We start from the raw sequence: 18303 nt of genomic DNA, 5'->3' as shown, positions 1-18303 counted from the left end.
AAAAAACCAGCTTACGCTGGATTCTTTGTAACACCAAATTCAATATTTGAAAATGGTGCCCGGGGCCGGACTCGAACCGGCACGCTTTGTGGGCGGGGGATTTTAAATCCCCTGTGTCTACCTATTTCACCACCCGGGCATGTGCGCAATAATAGATGACAAGACGGCGATTGGCAAGAGAAAATCGGATAGTTTGCTTTATTTTCAATCAGTTCGTACATGTATTTAAAAATAAGATCTACTTAAGTCATAATTTCTTCATCAAATTGAGATCATTTGTTCATCTTATCTACTTAAGTTTAAGGCACTCATTGCTTAAAACTTAGGTAGTTGTATGTCAGAGAAAATTTCACGCCGAGAATTAATTCAAAAAAGTCTATTCGGTTTTGGGGCGCTGTCTTTGCCCGTAGCTTTTACGGGTTGTAATGATGGCTCAGACGATGAAAGTACAGAGGCACAAGCAGATTTTTTACATGGAGTTGCGAGCGGCGACCCTTTGCAGGATAAAGTGATTTTATGGACGCGATTAACACCAGTAGATCTTAATGCACGCCTTAAAGTTACTTGGGAAATTGCCACTGATAATCAATTTAAGCAGAATTTAAAGACGGGGATGGTTGAAACGACCAAGACTGACGACTTTACGGTGAAGGTGGATGCAGCAGGACTACAGGCGAATACCATTTATTATTATCGTTTCCGTTTTGGGAATAAAATTTCATCTGTCGGTCAAACTAAAACATTACCAATAAGTACTAATAAAGTTACTTTTGCCGTATGTTCTTGCTCGAACTATCCGGCAGGTTACTTTTATGTTTACCGTGAAATGGCAAAGCAGAATGTCGATGTCATTATTCATTTAGGTGATTATATTTATGAATATGGGGCAGATGGCTATGCGGCGGAAGATGCAGCAAAACTTGGTCGAACCTTACCAACAGATAATAATAAAGAAATTATCAAACTAGATGATTATCGCAAACGTTATGCACTTTATCGTCAAGATAAAGACTTGCAAGCAGCTCACCAGCGTCATCCTTTTATTGTAATTTGGGATGACCATGAGTTAGCAAATGATACTTGGCGTGATGGGGCCGAAAATCATCAAAGTGATGAAGGGGCTTTTTCTGATCGTAAATTAGCTGCTCTACAAGCTTATTTTGAATGGATGCCTATTCGACCAGTTACTAGCACAGATCATTTAAATATTTACCGACAGTTTAATTTCGGTTCATTGGTTGAGCTGACGATGTTGGATACGCGTATTATTGCGCGTGATAAACAGCTTGAATATGCTGATTATATGACAGCTGCTGGTTTGAATGCTCAAAAGTTTCAGGTCGACTTAACTGATCCAAAGCGTACTTTAATGGGCTATACACAAAGGGATTGGTTGGTTGATAAATTGAAGCAATCTACAGCAACATGGAATGTGATTGGTCAGCAAGTTCTAATGAGTAAGATGTGGATTCCTGCTGAGTTATTGTTGTCTTTAGGGCAGATTACTTCAGGTGGGGCTTCGGCTGAAACCTTGGCTAAAATGAATGCGCAAATTACAGAGCTAGTCACCTTGAAATTGCGATTAGAACAGGGTGATCCAACATTAACTGCTCAAGAGAAAGCGCGAGTCACAACAGTGGTGCCATATAACCTTGATGCTTGGGATGGTTATTATGCTGAACGTGAAACCGTATATGAAAACTTAGCTAGTTTGAATAAGAAAGTTATTGTTCTGGCAGGCGATACTCATAATGCATGGGCGTCTTATTTGTATAGCCAAAAAGGTCAATATGTTGGTGTTGAGTTGGCGACAAGTTCAGTTTCTTCACCAGGCCTCGAAAAATATTTAAGTATTCCAATGGCTCAACTACAGCAGTTTGAATTTGCTTTTACTACGCTTATTGATGAGTTGGCTTATTGTAATTTAAATCAGCGAGGCTATTTGTTGGTTACGCTGGATCAAGCACAGGTGCAGTCGAACTGGATTTTTGTAGATTCAATTAAAAATGCAGAATATAAAGTAGATACAAGTCGACAATATCAATTGGTGTTAGATGTAAATTTGACACCTGAAAAGGTTAAGCAAAAAACTGCTTAAATATCTTGGATAGAGTAAGGGGTGCTAAGCAGCATCCTTTATTTTTTTATAGGCATAAAAAAACCAGCTTACGCTGGATTCTTTATGGCACCATTTTCAATATTAGAAAATGGTGCCCGGGGCCGGACTCGAACCGGCACGCTTTGTGGGCGGGGGATTTTAAATCCCCTGTGTCTACCTATTTCACCACCCGGGCTTTACCAAATTTGGAGGCGGAGGTCGGAATCGAACCGGCGTCCACGGAGTTGCAGTCCGCTGCATGACCACTCTGCCACCCCGCCTACATTTGGTGATGCACATATTAGCAACCTTTACAGAAAAAACAATACTGTTTTTAGTGAAGATGAACATAAAAGCAACATCTAGAATAAAATTGTCCAAATAATCATGTATTATTGGCATATTAAATTCATGTCTACCTTGGAGATGTGCTGTGGCATTGGTTTTAGACGGTCGTGCATTAGCAAAGCAAATTGAAGAAAATTTGTCGGTACGTGTTGAGGCTTTAAAAGCTAAAACAGGTCGTACCCCGATTTTGGCGACTATTTTGGTTGGGGATGATGGCGCATCTGCAACTTATGTACGCATGAAAGGAAATGCCTGCCGTCGAGTAGGGATGGATTCTTTAAAAATTGAATTATCACAAGAAACTACAACAGAACAATTATTAGCTGAAATCGAAAAGCTAAATGCCAATCCAGATGTTCACGGTATTCTTTTACAACATCCAGTACCTGCACAGATTGATGAACGCGCATGTTTTGATGCGATTTCGTTAGCTAAAGACGTAGATGGCGTGACTTGCCTCGGTTTTGGCTGTATGGCAATGGGTGAAGCTGCATATGGTTCAGCAACTCCAGCTGGCATTATGACTATCCTAAAAGAGAACAACATTGAAATTGCGGGCAAACATGCAGTTGTGGTTGGTCGTTCAGCAATTTTAGGTAAACCAATGGCAATGATGCTTTTGCAAGCTAATGCAACAGTAACGATTTGTCATTCACGCACACAAAACTTACCTGAGCTTGTGAAACAAGCTGACATTATTGTTGGTGCTGTGGGTAAGGCGGAACTTATTCAAAAAGATTGGATTAAACAAGGTGCAGTGGTTGTCGATGCTGGTTTCCATCCTCGTGATGGCGGTGGTGTAGGTGACATCCAGCTACAAGGTATCGAAGAAATTGCTTCTGCATATACACCAGTACCAGGTGGTGTAGGTCCAATGACAATTACAACTTTGATTCGTCAAACTGTAGAAGCTGCTGAAAAAGCTTTAGGTTAATTTAATTAACGTTAGGCTGTTATTGATACGCGTAACCGTCATCCGCAATTGTTTGAGGCAGAAATACATTGAAAAATTAATGTTTCTGCGATGCTTTCGATTCTAGAGAGTATCTGCCGAGTTTTGCGGATGACAATGGTTTTGCCTACTTTTCCCGAAAGCCTTGCGAAGCAGGGCTTCTCAGGTCTAACAGAAGGTTATTCTAAAAATTCAAATCATAATGGAATGACTCTGTTATGCTTGTTATAAAAATGAATTAAAAGAAATCTGATGAGCTGCACCTTTCAACTGACCAAAGCCCCTGAACATTTACTTCAAGCCTTGCATGAAGTCATCCCTCATTGTGAATTAATAGCACAGCAGTTGCCGGAAACACCTATTTCTTTATGGTTGATTCCGCCAGTTTTTCCAACTGATCGCTTAGATGATGAAGTGATTCGCCGTATCTGGAATGACACGCCGTATTGGATCTTTTGTTGGGCATCTGGTTTGGCGATGGCGCAGTGGATACTTGCAGAGCCGCATCATGTTAAAGATAAAGTAGTATTAGATTTTGGTGCAGGTTCTGGTGTTGTTGCAATTGCAGCAAAAATGGCTGGCGCTAAAAGAGTAATTTGTTGTGATATTGATCAGGTTAGTCTAAATGCTTGCCGTGAAAATGCATTGCTTAATGGTGTAGAGCTGGAATATTTAGACGATTTATATAAAGCTGAACAGGTTGATATTTTATTGGCAGCCGATGTGTTATATGACCAGTGCAACCGTTTCTTCTTAGATGAGTTTTTAAAGTTTGCACCCGAAGTCTGGGTCGCAGATAGCCGTGTTAAAAACTTTAGTCATCCTAAATATCAAAAGATTGATGAAAGAAGTGCATCAACATGGCCAGACCTTGATGAAGCAAAAGAATTTAGAAATGTAAGTTTTTATAAGACGCTGTAAAAACAGCGTCTTTTTTTTATATTATGAGCAAGTATAACGAACGACTTTTAGTGTACTCGGGCGTGCTTCAAGCGCTTGGCGAGTCGCATAATCTTCACCATTGTTTAAACTTGGTGTATTAGATAAACCAAATGAGGCACGAGTTTCACCCAATTGAACACCATAATGTTCTTGTTGAGCTGGGTTTGAAATCTCATTAATGCTGAGAACTGACAATTTATAAACTTTTTGAGCACCCAATACATTTTGACAAGCACGTTGCAATTTACGTTCATCTAATTGCTGATTAGTACGGCTAGCCAATGTATAAGCTAAAGTTGCGGAAGTTTTTGTTTGGTTTTCAATCTGATAGCCAGTTGAGCCATTATATTGTCGAGGGGTGGTCTGACAAGCAGTTAAAATAAACATGCTGCTTAATGCCAAACATAAAATACTTCTATTCATCAGTATCATCCTTATATTCTTATCTCTAGTATCTCATAAACACAACGATTGTTGGGGCTTAATCGCACGATTTGAGCTAACATCGGCTGGCGATATTAGCGCTTATTGGTAAAATATTAATGTTCTTTAATTTTTGAATGATGCTTAGTATCTTTCATAAAAATATAAATAATGAGTGAAATGAAGATCATAATAGTTACATAAATAAAGTACCAAGATTCATGACCAGCCTCTTTAAAACTCAAAGCAAAGAACTCTGCTGTACCGCCAAACAAAGTATTGGCAATCGCGTAGGGTAAAGCTACCCCTAAAGCCCGAATATGAGCAGGGAAAAGTTCAGCTTTAACCACGGCATTAATTGATGTATATCCCGTTACCATGACTAGACCTGCCAAACATAACCAGAAAGCAGTCCAATAATTATGTGTGGTTGCAAGGGTATTAAATAAAATATAAGTAAATAAAACCCCAGTTACACCAAAAGTGATCATGAGTGGTTTACGTCCGATTCGGTCTGACAAAGCACCAGCTACAGGTTGTAAGCACATGAAAATAAATAGCGCTAAAGTGGTAATTTGAGTGGCTTCGGGTTTTGTAAATCCGGAAGTATTCACTAAATATTTTTGTAGGTAAGTGGTGTAAGTATAAAAAGCTAAAGTTCCGCCAGCTGTTAAAAATAATACTGTAAAAGCTTCTTTGGGGTAGTGCTTGAATAAAGCAAACATGCCTGATTGTGGCTGGTCTTTTTCAGCTTGAGCATTTTTAAAAGATTGCGTTTCTAATAAGCCACGACGAATACGGAACACAACAATGGCAAGTAAAGCACCAATAAAGAATGGAATGCGCCATCCCCAATCATGCAACTGTTGTTCGGTTAATACGATTTGTAATATTAAAAGAACACATAGAGCCGTCAATTGTCCTGCAATTAAGGTTACATATTGAAAGCTTGAGAAAAAACCACGTCGATTTCTTTCAGCCATTTCACTTAAATAGGTGGCGCTTGCACCATATTCACCGCCTACACTTAAACCTTGAATTAAACGTGCGACAACCAAAAGTAGTGGAGCGAATACGCCAATGCTTTCATAGGAAGGGGTGACTGCAATGAGTAGAGAACCGACACACATTAAAGTGACGGATAGTGTAAGGCCTGCTTTACGTCCTTTACGGTCTGAATAGATTCCCATAATCCATGCGCCGATTGGGCGCATTAAGAAACCTACAGCAAAAATAGCTGCAGCTTGTAGCAATTGTGCAGTTTGGCTACCTTTTGGGAAAAAAGCATGAGCAAAATAGAGGGTAAATGCGGCATATACATACCAGTCGTACCATTCGACAAGGTTACCAGCAGAACCACCTAAAATTGATTTTAGGCGAGTTTTTGTATCTAAATGAGGTTGTGGAGTTGTTGCTGTAGAGGGTTGATCAACCATGGGTCGCTCCATGTTTCGCTTGGGTTGAATGCTAAAAAAGAGAGAATTTATTCCGTTTTTACATATTATCCAGAGGAGTATTTCACTTTATTTTTTTTATGTCTGTAAAACAATGTTTATTATTTAAGCAAAGGGATAGGTTGAATATTTATGTGATTTCAAATTAGACAATTCGCATGTTCTTGTAGCTAAATTTTGACTTACTGGACATTATTTTCCCATAAAGATAAGAAAATTGATCAAGAATGACCAATGTTTAGTTTAAGAAGCAATATATGCGTTAAAAACAATGATATATTCCAAAGAAAATTTTGAATAATGCAGTTAGACATGATGTTTTATCGTCATGAGCTAGTGTGTGTAAATAATGAAAGGGACGTTCAGATGTCAAATTGCCCGAAAAAATATATTGTCGCTTTCGATCAGGGAACAACAAGCTCAAGAGCAATTGTTTTAGATCATGATGCTAACGTTGTAAGTATTGCTCAAAAAGAATTTACCCAGATTTATCCTCAACCAGGTTGGGTGGAGCATGATCCTATGGAAATTTGGGCGACACAAAGTGCGGTATGGGTAGAGGCATTGGCTCAAGCTGGCATTAAGAGTGAGCAAGTTGCAGCAATTGGGATTACAAACCAGCGAGAAACCACAATTGTATGGGATAAGAAAACAGGAAAACCTATTTACAATGCAATTGTTTGGCAAAGCCGTCAAACTACAGAGATATGTAATCAATTACAAAAGGCGGGTTGGCAAGATCACGTCCGTAAAGTGACAGGTTTGGTGATTGACCCGTATTTTTCTGCCACCAAAATAAAATGGATTCTAGACCATGTAGAAGGAAGCCGTGAACGGGCCGAGCGAGGGGAGTTATTATTTGGTACGGTCGATACATGGTTAATCTGGAAATTAACCAATGGCGCAGCCCATGTCACTGATTTCACCAATGCTTCGCGAACAATGCTTTTTGATATTGAAAAGCTTGAATGGGATGAGAAACTTTTACAAGCTTTAGATATTCCTAAAGCAATGCTACCAGAGGTACGTAGTTCATCTGAGGTGTATGGCTATACACATACAATTAGTGGGCAAGAGGTTGGAATTCCAATTGCAGGTATAGCAGGGGATCAACAAGCTGCACTTTTTGGGCAAATGTGCGTAGAACCTGGACAAGCAAAAAATACCTATGGCACAGGCTGTTTTCTTTTAATGAACACGGGTAAAAAGATTGTCCGTTCAGAGCATGGCTTACTGACGACGATTGCGTGTGGTGCACATGGTGAAGTGAACTATGCTTTAGAGGGCGCTGTATTTAATGGCGGCTCTTGCGTACAGTGGCTTCGTGATGAGCTGAAGGTAATTAAGAACGCTAAAGACTCGGAGCTTTATGCAACACGCGTAAAGGACAGTAATGGCGTATATGTAGTACCTGCCTTTACAGGTTTAGGTGCGCCATATTGGGACCCGACCGCTCGCGGAGCAATTTTTGGACTCACTCGTGGAGCGAGTATAGAGCATATTATTCGTGCAACTTTAGAGTCAATTGCTTACCAGACACGAGATGTACTTGACGCGATGCAGCAAGATGCAGAAGAAGAGCTTCGAACACTCCGAGTTGATGGTGGAGTAACTGCTAATAATTTCTTAATGCAATTTCAGGCTGATATTTTAGCCACACCAGTTGAAAGACTAACCATGAAAGAAACAACGGCTTTAGGTGCAGCTTTTCTTGCTGGACTGGCAACAGGTTTTTGGCAAGATTTAAATGAATTAAAGAATAAGTCTGCAATAGAGAAAGTTTTCGAACCACGTACCAGTCTTGAAGAAACTGAAGTTATGTATAAGGGATGGTTGAAGGCAGTTCAACGTAGTCAAAATTGGGCAGAGGATTGATTTCCTCTTAAACTAATTAAATAGTAGAGTAATCAATTACGAGCTAACCTGATAGGTATTTAAAATTGATTATTCTGCTTTTTTGATTGTTGTTTCATCAATTTGATGTTTTAATTTTTAATAACATAAACAATAAAAAGAAAATGAGAAATGACAGTACAAGCTAATGATTATTCAAAAATATATGATATTGCTGTGATTGGTGGCGGTATTAATGGTGTCGGTATTGCTAATGATGCGGCAGGCCGCGGATTATCCGTATTTTTATGTGAAAAAGACGATTTAGCTAGTCATACCTCATCTGCGAGCAGTAAATTAATTCACGGTGGTTTACGCTATTTAGAACATAAAGAATTTCGGTTGGTTAGAGAAGCTTTAGCAGAGCGTGAAGTCTTGTTGGCTAAAGCCCCTCATATTATTAAACCAATGCGTTTTATTATGCCTCATCGACCACATTTACGTCCCGCATGGTTAATTCGGGCAGGCCTATTTTTTTATGATCATTTAGGAAAACGAGAAAAATTATTAGGGTCAAATCTCATTTATTTCAAAGAAGATAGTCCCTTAAAACCAGCTATAACCCGTGGTTTTGAATATTCTGACTGTACTGTAGATGATGCACGTCTTGTCGTATTAAACGCACTACAAGCGAAAGAGAACGGGGCCAAAGTTGTAACACGGACACGATGTATTAAAGCTTATAGACAACAAGAATTGTGGCATCTGGAATTACAAACTGGGGCTGAGCTTTATCAAATACGTGCAAAAGCCTTAGTGAATGCAGCAGGTCCTTGGGTCGAGGAAATTATTAGTGAAAATCTACAATTAAAATCGCCATATCAAATTCGGCTTATACAAGGAAGTCATATTGTTGTGCCTAAGCTGTATGATTGCCATAAGGCTTTTATAATGCAAAATGAAGATCGACGTATTGTGTTTGCCATTCCTTATTTAGAACACTACACATTAATAGGTACAACAGATCAGGAATATTTAGATGATCCTCAAAAGGTAGAGATTACAGAAGTAGAAATTGATTACCTTTTAGCAGTGACAAATTCACATTTTAAAAAGCAGCTCACCCGCGCAGATATTGTAAGTCAGTTTTCTGGAGTGCGAGCTTTATGTGATGATGAGTCAGATAATCCTTCAGCAGTGACCCGTGACTATACTGTGGCGTTGCAAGTGGAAGATAAAACCACTCCCTTGCTGTCTGTATTTGGTGGAAAGATTACGACCTACCGGAAATTAGCGGAATCAGCTCTGGAACAACTTAGCCCATTTTTCATAGAAATGGGAGAGGAGTGGACCGCAAATGAAGTATTACCTGGTGCAGAGAATTGGACCACACTTGAAGATTTAGTTATAAGGATTCAAAACCAAGTGGAAGGGGTTACTGAGCAGCTTGCTACGCGCTGGGCAAATGCCTATGGCTCTAGAGTTTGGAATATTTTGCATGAGCAAAAAGCTCTTGAGCAGTTAGGACAAGATTTTGGTCACGGTTTATTTGAATCTGAAGTTCAGTATTTATGTGAAAATGAATGGGCAAATACGGCAGAAGATATATTGTGGCGTAGAACTAAGCTAGGTTTGGCATTTGATGAAAAACAAGTAAAAAATTTGGAAAGCTATTTGACTGGACGTCGACAAAAAGATGATGCCGCATAATAAAAAAGGTCGCATATAGCGACCTTTTTTATATTTAGCAATTAGAAGCCAGTTTTTACAGCTTCAAGTAAAGCTGTTTGACGTTCTTTTAATGCTTTTGGTAAGCGTTCACCAAGTTTATTGAATAACTCAGTGTGGCTTTCAATTTCAGTAACCCACTGATCTTTATTTTGAGCTGTGATAAGGTCAAATTCTTCTTTAGAGAAATCAGTACCTTCCCAGTTCAAGTCATCGTAAGTTGGAACAAGACCAATTGGTGTTTCAACAGCGTTTGCACGACCTTCACAACGGTCAATGATCCACTCAAGAACACGCATGTTTTGACCGAAACCAGGCCATACGAAGTTGCCTTCAGCATCACGACGGAACCAGTTTACGTTGAAGATTTTTGGTAATTTATTACCAGCAGCTTCAGCTTTTGTACTTACTTCTTCACCAAGGCTTAACCAGTGATCGAAGTAGTCAGCCATGTTGTAGCCAGCAAATGGAAGCATCGCGAATGGGTCACGACGAACGATACCTTGTTGACCAACAGCAGCAGCAGTGGTTTCTGAACCCATAGTTGCAGCTTTATAAACGCCATCAACCCAATCAAAAGCTTCAGATACTAAAGGAACCGTATCTGCACGGCGACCACCGAAGATAAATGCAGAAATCGGAACACCTGCTGGATTTTCCCAGTCAGCATCGATAGAAGGGCATTGACCAGCAGCAACAGTGAAGCGCGCATTTGGATGAGCAGCTTTTTCACCATTTACGTGAGGTTGACCTTTCCAGTTAGTTAAGTTAGTTGGAATTTCTTTAGAAAGACCTTCCCACCATACTTCACCATCATTAGTCACCGCAACGTTTGTATAGATAACATCTTTGTGAAGAGTTGCCATACAGTTAGGGTTAGTTTTGGTATTTGTACCAGGGGCAACACCAAAGAAACCAGCTTCTGGATTGATTGCGTATAGACGACCATCTTCACCTGGTTTGATCCAAGCAATATCGTCACCTACAGTCTCAATTTTCCAGCCTTCATAGCCTGCTGGTGGAATTAACATTGCAAAGTTTGTTTTACCACATGCAGATGGGAATGCTGCAGCGATATAGTGTTTTTCACCTTGTGGGTTAGTTACACCAAGAATAAGCATATGTTCAGCTAACCAACCTTGTTCGCGTCCCATAACAGAAGCAATACGAAGTGCTAAACATTTCTTACCAAGTAATGCGTTACCGCCATAACCAGAACCGTAAGACCAGATTTCACGAGTTTCTGGGTAATGAACGATGTATTTTTCAGGGTTGCAAGGCCATGCAACGTCTTTTTGCCCTTCAGCGAGTGGAGCACCTACGGTATGAATACAAGGAATAAATTCGCCGTCTGTACCTAACACGTCATAAACTGCTTTACCCATACGTGCCATTTTGCGCATGCTAACAGCAACGTAAGGAGAGTCAGTTAACTCAATGCCGATATGAGCAATATGGCTTCCAAGTGGACCCATAGAGAAAGGCACAACGTACATTGTACGACCTTCCATTGACCCTTCAAACAAACCATTTAACTTTTCACGCATAACAGCTGGTTCTTCCCAGTTGTTTGTCGCACCAGCATCTTCTTTCTTTTGAGAGCAAATGTAGGTACGATCTTCAACACGCGCAACATCAGATGGATCAGAATTTGCAAGATAAGAACCAGGATGTTTTTCTTGGTTTAATTTCTGCATGGTGCCGTTAGCGATCATCAAGTCGATTAGACGTTGATACTCTTCTTCGCTTCCGTCACACCATTCGATTTTTGCTGGTTTGGTTAAGTTTGCAATTTCTTCAACCCATGCGATAAGCTTAGGATGACGAACGAATTCTGGTGCGTTCACTGTGGTCATGGTGAGGCCTATTCAAAATATGTACAACAATGTACAAGTCATTCATTGAGGTACAATGAAAGATCAAATAAAAAAGTGGCTGTATTAAAGCATAAAATCATAAAAAAAATAAGACTAAAGAATAAGAAATAGATATTTTGATTTTTAAATTTTTTTGATTAAAATCATTTGCTTATTGTTTTTTAGTGTATTTTATTCTTTACATTTTTATGTTGTATGTGTGTTATTTATATTATTTATTTTTTTTAAAATCAATGACTTGATGTTTAAATTTTTCTTGAGAATTATTATTGATTAAACAAATGATCATCATTCGAAATTTACATAAAGAGACTTTTATTAGGCGATTTTATATACAAAATATAGGGTAAATCCTCTCTAAGATAATAAAAATGCGGACTTTAAAGCCTCTCTCTATCATCTACAACCAGAAATCGGGTTTTCATGCTTCGAAACATGAAGATATGTATGAACAATTAATGACTGTACTTACCGAATTTGGTTTTGAAATACAAGTTTTTGAATTAGCAGAGGGCGTCACCTTTGATGATTTGATGAATAAAGTCATCCATCGGCATAGTCAAAGTGCAAATTTAGGCGTTGTTGTTGCAGCTGGTGGGGATGGGACGTTAAATGCAGTCGCTTCAAAACTTCGACATACCAATATCCCTATGGGAATTTTGCCTTTGGGGACTTTTAATTATGTCGCTAAAGTTTTAGATATTCCTTTAGATTTGTTAGAAGCTGCTGAAGTCATCGCTACAGGTACACCACGTTCTGTACATATTGCGACGATTAACGATCATATTTATTTGAACAATGCGAGTTTAGGCCTTTATCCATTATTTATAAAAAAACGCGAGCTCTACAATAAATACTTAGGTCGTTTGCCTTTACATGCCTACACCTCGGCTTTGGACGTTTTATTAAGAGAAAATAAATCAATGAAACTCTCCGTTACAGTCGATGGTAAGAAATATCCAGTCAAAACACCTCTAATTTTCTTTGGTAATAATCAATTGCAACTATGTGATATGAAACTAAGAATTGCGGATTGTGCTGCACAAGGGCGAGTCGCTGGAGTGGTCATTACAAAAAGTGATAGGCTTAGTTTATTAAACATGTTGTGGCAGTGGATTCAAGGCAAAGTAGAAGAGGCACAAGATGTTTATAGTTTTTGTGCAGACCATGTGATGGTAGATTGTGCAAAAAGATCAAAACTTACCGTGGCTTTAGATGGCGAAATATTAGAGATGAAAACACCATTAAATTTCACTGTAGAAAAGAATGCTTTAAATATTATGGTGCCAAATGTTACTACATCTGTCTGATTTGCATTTTGGAACAGAAATTGAGGCCTGTTTAGATGCGATTCGGCTTTTTTGTACTCAACATAGACCTGAAGTTATTGTTGTGAGTGGAGATATTACTCAGCGTGCTCGATACCAACAGTTTTATAATTGTCGCCAATTTTTAGATAGTCTTAATATTCCTTATCTTATTGTACCGGGTAATCACGATATTCCTTTGTATCATGTCTGGAACCGTTTTTTTTCTCCATTTACCCGATATCAATATTTTTTTGGTCAGCTTGAGCCCACTTTGGAAACTGAACATTTTTATATCGTTGGCGTGAATAGTATACGCCGCCGTTATCATACTCGTGGGCATATTTCGATTGAGCAAATTCAAACTACATATGAGCGATTACAGCAAGGACCAGCTCATAAACTTAAGTTAGTGGTTTTTCATCAGCCTTTTTATACCCCGCCTGATGACGAGCATGGTATTAAAGATTGTCCTGTATTAGGAAAAATGGCTCTCGAAAAATGGAGTACTACAGGGCTATTCGGTATGTTACACGGGCATCTACATAAAACGGCTGTATATGATTTAACGCAGATCTATCATTTAGAAATAGATCATCCTATTTATGACATTCATGCAGGGACAGCGACATCTAGCCGTTTGCATTATCATGTTCCGAATAGTTTTAATGTCATTTCAAATGAGGGGAAAATTGATCATTATTGGTTTAATTACGATTTAAAGGTTTTTCAATTAATTTAATTTATAAAAATTCTATAAGACATTTAACTTAAGAGTAGATTGATAAAATTTTATCCATTACAATGCCTAAGCTTTAAATTCTATATATGGGGAATAGAAAAACATTCTAAATGTTTTATCATTTTAAAATAATATTAATGAATACATAAAAATTTTTAACTATATAAAAAGCCGTAATTTTTATGCAGCTATAATAAGGGTTTAGTGTTTTATGATCTTTAATAATATTTTATTAAAGTGAGTATCTATTTTTCTTAATATTTTAGAAAAACTTAATAAATATTTAAAATTTCATGGTGGAAAAATGGTACAAGTATCATTAATGGCAAATAATGCTTCAAAAAATAATACAGTTGATATTGATGTAGGCCAGACAAAAACTATTGTAGTAGATCCTAAAGAAATCGCGAAAATCGATATAAGCCCAGAAAAAATTGCCTCAATAACAAGAGAGGGAAATAATGCAATTATTCATCTAAAAGATGGAACTGAAATTATTTTAGAAAACTATTTTATTAGCGAAAATCCGCAAATTCTTTTAAATGAAGGGCAGAGTTATTGGACTGCCAGTTTAGGTGAAGATGCTACCGGACAAACTACTGTTAATTATTTAGAAGTAAAAGATGCACCAAAGTTTATAGACTCATCATCTTCTGTACCTCTCTGGACTGGGGTGGTCAGTGTTTTGGCTGGTGCAGGAACTATTGCTTTATTGTCACGGAAAGATCCTAAAGACACGACCCCTCCTGAGCCAGGTAATTTGATTCTCAAAAATCTTTTGGACTCAGGTGCCTCAACAACGGACCAGATCACTCAAGATAAAAACTTCAATTTAAAGATTGAAGGGCAGGAAAGTGGCAGCCGAGTAACGTATTTGGTCTCTATCGATGAAGGTAAGACTTGGCAAGAAACAACAGTAATTCAAAAAGATTTAGCTGACGGAAGTTATCTTTACAAAGCTGTAGTAACCGATCGGGCAGGAAATGCTTCGGAAACTGCTATACAAAAAGTCATTGTGGATACTACAGCGCCGAAAGCAGGTGAACTGACTTTATCTGATTTGAGTGATACAGGTGTTTCGACAACCGATCAGATTACGCAAGATAAAACTTTTGATTTAAAGATTAGCGGACAAGAAGTAAATAGCCAAATCACTTACTGGATATCGAAAGATGATGGTAAGACGTGGCAGGAAACGACATTAGCTCAAAAAGATTTAGCTGATGGTATTTATCTCTATAAAGCTGTAGTAACGGATCTTGCAGGGAATACATCAGAAACTGCTGTACAAAAAGTAGTTGTTGATACAACGGCGCCGAAAGCAGGTGAACTAACTTTATCTGATTTGAGCGATACAGGTGTCTCAGCAACGGATCAGATTACGCAAGATAATAATTTTACTTTGAAGCTAACTCAACCAATTGTGATCGGTGAACAAGCTGCTTTACTAGATCATTATGAAATTTCGAAAGATGAAGGAAAAACTTGGCAGGAAACAACAGCTGAACAAAAAGATTTAGCTGATGGTATTTATCAATTTAAAGCTGTAGTAACGGATCTTGCAGGGAATACCTCAGAAACCGCTGTACAAAAAGTGATTGTAGATAATTCCTTAAATGTTGAATCAACTACAGTAACTGTAAAGCCGATTACTGAAGACAATACAATAAGCCTGGTTGAAAAAGATCAAGTTATTTCTATAAGACTGGACGTAGATAATCTACCAACAGATTTAAATAGCTCACTGACTTCAATAAATACGACATTAAATGATGTTGTTTATAACTTTCATTTTGATGAGCTAACTCAAGAATGGGTTGCTGAAATTCCAGCAGAGTTCTTGTGGTCAGAAGAATCGCAAACCAATATATCAATTGATATTAGCCTTACTGATCAAGCTGGCAATACAGCGATTATTAAACAGATTCAAAATTATAATGTAGATCATACTCCGAATTCACCAATACTAGATTCTCTAACTTTCAACAATATAGATGGAGCTATCATTTCAGGTAGTGGTTATAAAGGAAGCAAGATTGATATCTACAATAAAAATGGTGATTGGCTTGCCAGTACAATAACTAATGATGAAGGTAAATTTACTCTACAAGACCTTTCAATTAGTTCAAATGAAGAAGTTTATGCAGTTGCTACTTATAATGGATACAGCAGTGAAAATTCATTAATTGGTCTAGTTACTGAAGTTCCAGCTCTTAGTATTTTACGAATTAGTCCAGAGGGTGTGATCACTGGTTATGCGACTGAAGGTAGTCATTTTATTGTAAAAGATCAGAATGGAAATATTCTACAAGAGTTTAACCCTATTGCATTTGAGGGCTCAGGTATTACACCTTTTAGTGTAATGGCATTAGGTGAAGTTAGACCATTTACTTTGTCTCTCGATCAGCCTTTAGAGGAAGGCACTCATATTATTATCTCTACAGATAAAGATAATATTTCAGGCCATCCGCAATATATTACCGCAGACTATACCCCCGCAGTATTTTTAGAAACTCCACAATTTGATATCAGTGGTGAAACTTTATCAGTACATGTTAATGAACCTAACAGCTTTATTCTTGTATTTTCTGGAACAGGAAATCTAATCGCTAACGGTGTTACAGATGAGCAAGGTTTTGCAAGCTTATCTGTATTCCAATTTTTAAAAGAAGGCGAATCAGTTACCGTACAGGTAGTAGATAAAAATCAAAATACGAGTGAAGCCCTAATCGAAGTTCCAAACTTTGCTTATATTCCATATGTTGAACGTATTACACAAGAAGGCTTAATTTCTGGATTTGCTGAAGATAATAGTACAGTAATCGTGCGTGATGCTGAGGGTAATGAATTAGGAAAAGTTACAATAGGTGATGACAATAGTTGGAATGAATTTAGTCATTTTAGCTTGAGTGTAAACCGTCCTTTAATTGATGGAGAACAAATTTCCGTTCAAATTATTGATAATAAAGGTCTGATGAGCCCTGAGCAGAATATTGTTGTAGATCTGACTCCTCCACCTGTTCCAACAGATTTAAATTTCAATGATGTTGGTGATTTAGTTTATGGTCATGCAGAACCTTTCTCTGAAATTTTAGTTAAAGATGGTCAAGGAAACATTCTTAATAAATGGTTTTGGAATAACTGGACCGACGAGAGTGGAAGTTTCTCGATAGAATTAGGTATGTTTTTAACCAATGCTGAGACAGTTTATGTCACGGCTACAGATGTAAATGGAAATGTAAGTTTAGCTGCTCAGATACAGGCGCCTAACTATGCTTTTGCCCCATATGTAGATAGCTTTACTTCAGACGGAGTGATAAGTGGGCAAGCTGAAAATAATAGTACTCTCATTGTTAAAGATGCCAAAGGTGAAGTCGTAGCTGAAATTAAAGTCGGTGAAGATAACGGATGGAATGGATCAAGTTATTTTAAACTCCAGCTTGACCGCCCTCTTGTTGATGGTGAACAGTTGTTCTTATCAATTAAGGATGCTCGTGGACAAGTAAGCACCGATACTGTAATTACCGCTGATACAGTTCCTCCTACACCAGCCAGTAATTTAGTTTTCTCAGAAGATGGTTCATATCTTACGGGTGTAGCAGAACTGAATACTACGATTCAGGTTTTTGATCATAATGGTCAGCTAGTGAATATATGGAATAACACCATAAATTCTGATGGTACATTTACTGTTTTCTTAGGTAGCAATAATTTACATGGAGAGGCATTCACGGTCACTGTTAAAGACCAAGCCGGAAATGTGAGTGAAGCTGTTTCAATTAAAGCTCCACTTGATGATATTGCACCAAATCCAATTAAAAATATTTTACTTGATGCAAACGGTCAAAACTTTACAGCACAAGCAGAAGCAAATAGTCAGATCGAAGTTTTTGACTCATTGGGTAATCAGACAGGTTGGGGCTCTACGGATAGTGCTGGTAATGCCTCTGGTTCTTTTAATCAAACCTATTTACATGGTGAAGAACTTACTTTTGTTGTCATAGATCGAGTTGGTAACCGAAGTGTCGAATTTAAGCAAAATGCTTTAATTGATACCATTGCACCAAATGCGATTGAAAATATCATCTTTAACGAAAATGGCCAAAGCTTTACAGCTCAGGCAGAAGCTGGAAGCTCTATTGATGTATTAGATCAGGCTGGCAATAAGGTTGGTTTTGGCTATACCGATAGCTCAGGTAATGTATCTGGTTATTTTCAGCAAGTTTACTTACATGGTGAGGAACTTACTTTTGTCGTGATTGATCGAGCGGGTAACCGTAGTGCAGAGGTCAAGCAGAGTGCTTTGAATGACGATGTTGCACCAAATCCGATTGAAAATATTGTATTCGATATCAATGGACAGAGCTTTACAGCTCAGGCTGAAGCAAATAGCCAGATTGAAATTAAAAATACCAATGGTGACATTATTGGTTATGGATCAGCAGATAGTGCAGGTAATGTTTCTGGTTACCTGTATCAGGTCTATTTACATGGCGAAGAGCTTACTTTTGTTGTCGTTGACCGAGCGGGTAACCGTAGTACAGAAGTTAAGCAGAATGCTTTGATTGATGATATTGCACCAAATCCGATTGAAAATAT

11 protein-coding genes and 3 tRNA genes are annotated in these 18303 nt (G+C 38.1%); 8 read left to right on the top strand and 6 right to left on the bottom strand.

Going from position 1 to position 18303, the window contains the following annotated elements:
- Nucleotides 1-53: 53 nt before the first annotated feature.
- Nucleotides 54-139 (bottom strand) — tRNA-Leu (locus MKL38_RS00070).
- Nucleotides 140-334: 195 nt separating this feature from the next.
- Between MKL38_RS00070 and MKL38_RS00065 the strand changes: the two genes are divergently transcribed.
- Entirely contained in the window at nt 335-2098 is a 1764-nt protein-coding gene (locus MKL38_RS00065; RefSeq protein WP_270902157.1) for an alkaline phosphatase D family protein, read from the top strand.
- A gap of 110 nt (nt 2099-2208) precedes the next feature.
- Here the strand turns inward: MKL38_RS00065 and MKL38_RS00060 are convergent.
- Both MKL38_RS00060 and MKL38_RS00055 read right to left on the bottom strand, forming a co-directional pair.
- Nucleotides 2209-2294 (bottom strand) — tRNA-Leu (locus tag MKL38_RS00060).
- Between the two features lie 11 nt (nt 2295-2305).
- A tRNA-Cys gene (locus tag MKL38_RS00055) sits at nt 2306-2379 on the bottom strand.
- A gap of 152 nt (nt 2380-2531) precedes the next feature.
- Between MKL38_RS00055 and folD the strand changes: the two genes are divergently transcribed.
- Together folD and MKL38_RS00045 are read left to right on the top strand one after the other, a co-directional pair.
- On the top strand, nt 2532-3380 hold the full coding sequence (gene folD / locus MKL38_RS00050) for a bifunctional methylenetetrahydrofolate dehydrogenase/methenyltetrahydrofolate cyclohydrolase FolD (protein WP_270902156.1): 849 nt from the start codon (nt 2532-2534) through the stop codon (nt 3378-3380).
- Nucleotides 3381-3650: 270 nt separating this feature from the next.
- Entirely contained in the window at nt 3651-4319 is a 669-nt protein-coding gene (locus tag MKL38_RS00045) for a class I SAM-dependent methyltransferase (RefSeq protein WP_017391185.1), read from the top strand.
- Nucleotides 4320-4340: 21 nt separating this feature from the next.
- Here MKL38_RS00045 and MKL38_RS00040 read toward each other — a convergent pair whose 3' ends face one another.
- Together MKL38_RS00040 and MKL38_RS00035 are read right to left on the bottom strand one after the other, a co-directional pair.
- On the bottom strand, nt 4341-4763 hold the full coding sequence (locus tag MKL38_RS00040; protein WP_003650088.1) for a hypothetical protein: 423 nt from the start codon (nt 4761-4763) through the stop codon (nt 4341-4343).
- A 116-nt stretch (nt 4764-4879) separates the two neighbouring features.
- A complete protein-coding gene (locus tag MKL38_RS00035) occupies nt 4880-6211 on the bottom strand; it encodes an MFS transporter (RefSeq protein ID WP_080027650.1) in 1332 nt (443 codons plus the stop codon).
- A 372-nt stretch (nt 6212-6583) separates the two neighbouring features.
- Here MKL38_RS00035 and glpK point away from each other — a divergent pair, with 372 nt between their 5' ends.
- Both glpK and glpD read left to right on the top strand, forming a co-directional pair.
- The gene (glpK, locus tag MKL38_RS00030; RefSeq protein ID WP_270902155.1) at nt 6584-8092 is read left to right on the top strand and encodes a glycerol kinase GlpK; all 1509 of its coding nucleotides are present in this window, start codon (nt 6584-6586) and stop codon (nt 8090-8092) included.
- 150 nt (nt 8093-8242) lie between these two features.
- Nucleotides 8243-9760, top strand: a complete 1518-nt coding sequence (gene glpD, locus MKL38_RS00025; RefSeq protein WP_270902154.1) for a glycerol-3-phosphate dehydrogenase — start codon at nt 8243-8245, stop codon at nt 9758-9760.
- Between the two features lie 41 nt (nt 9761-9801).
- Here the strand turns inward: glpD and MKL38_RS00020 are convergent, their stop codons facing one another.
- The gene (locus MKL38_RS00020) at nt 9802-11634 is read right to left on the bottom strand and encodes a phosphoenolpyruvate carboxykinase (GTP) (protein WP_005038731.1); all 1833 of its coding nucleotides are present in this window, start codon (nt 11632-11634) and stop codon (nt 9802-9804) included.
- A 392-nt stretch (nt 11635-12026) separates the two neighbouring features.
- On the opposite strand from MKL38_RS00020, the gene MKL38_RS00015 reads away from it, so the two are divergent.
- From MKL38_RS00015 to MKL38_RS00005, 3 genes are all read left to right on the top strand, one after another.
- Complete coding sequence (locus tag MKL38_RS00015) at nt 12027-12965, top strand: diacylglycerol/lipid kinase family protein (RefSeq protein WP_198077517.1); 939 nt, start codon at nt 12027-12029, stop codon at nt 12963-12965.
- Entirely contained in the window at nt 12946-13704 is a 759-nt protein-coding gene (locus MKL38_RS00010) for a metallophosphoesterase family protein (protein ID WP_270902153.1), read from the top strand. Before MKL38_RS00015 ends, MKL38_RS00010 begins: the two co-directional genes overlap by 20 nt.
- A gap of 304 nt (nt 13705-14008) precedes the next feature.
- Nucleotides 14009-18303: Ig-like domain-containing protein (locus tag MKL38_RS00005; protein ID WP_270902152.1), on the top strand; the 4295-nt coding region annotated here is incomplete at its 3' end.

Origin of the sequence: Acinetobacter sp. AOR14_HL, assembly GCF_027855175.1 — a bacterium.
Classification (GTDB): Bacteria; Pseudomonadota; Gammaproteobacteria; order Pseudomonadales; family Moraxellaceae; genus Acinetobacter; species Acinetobacter calcoaceticus.
Note: the sequence above shows the minus strand (reverse complement) of the source record. Positions and strands in the feature narration are given on the sequence as shown.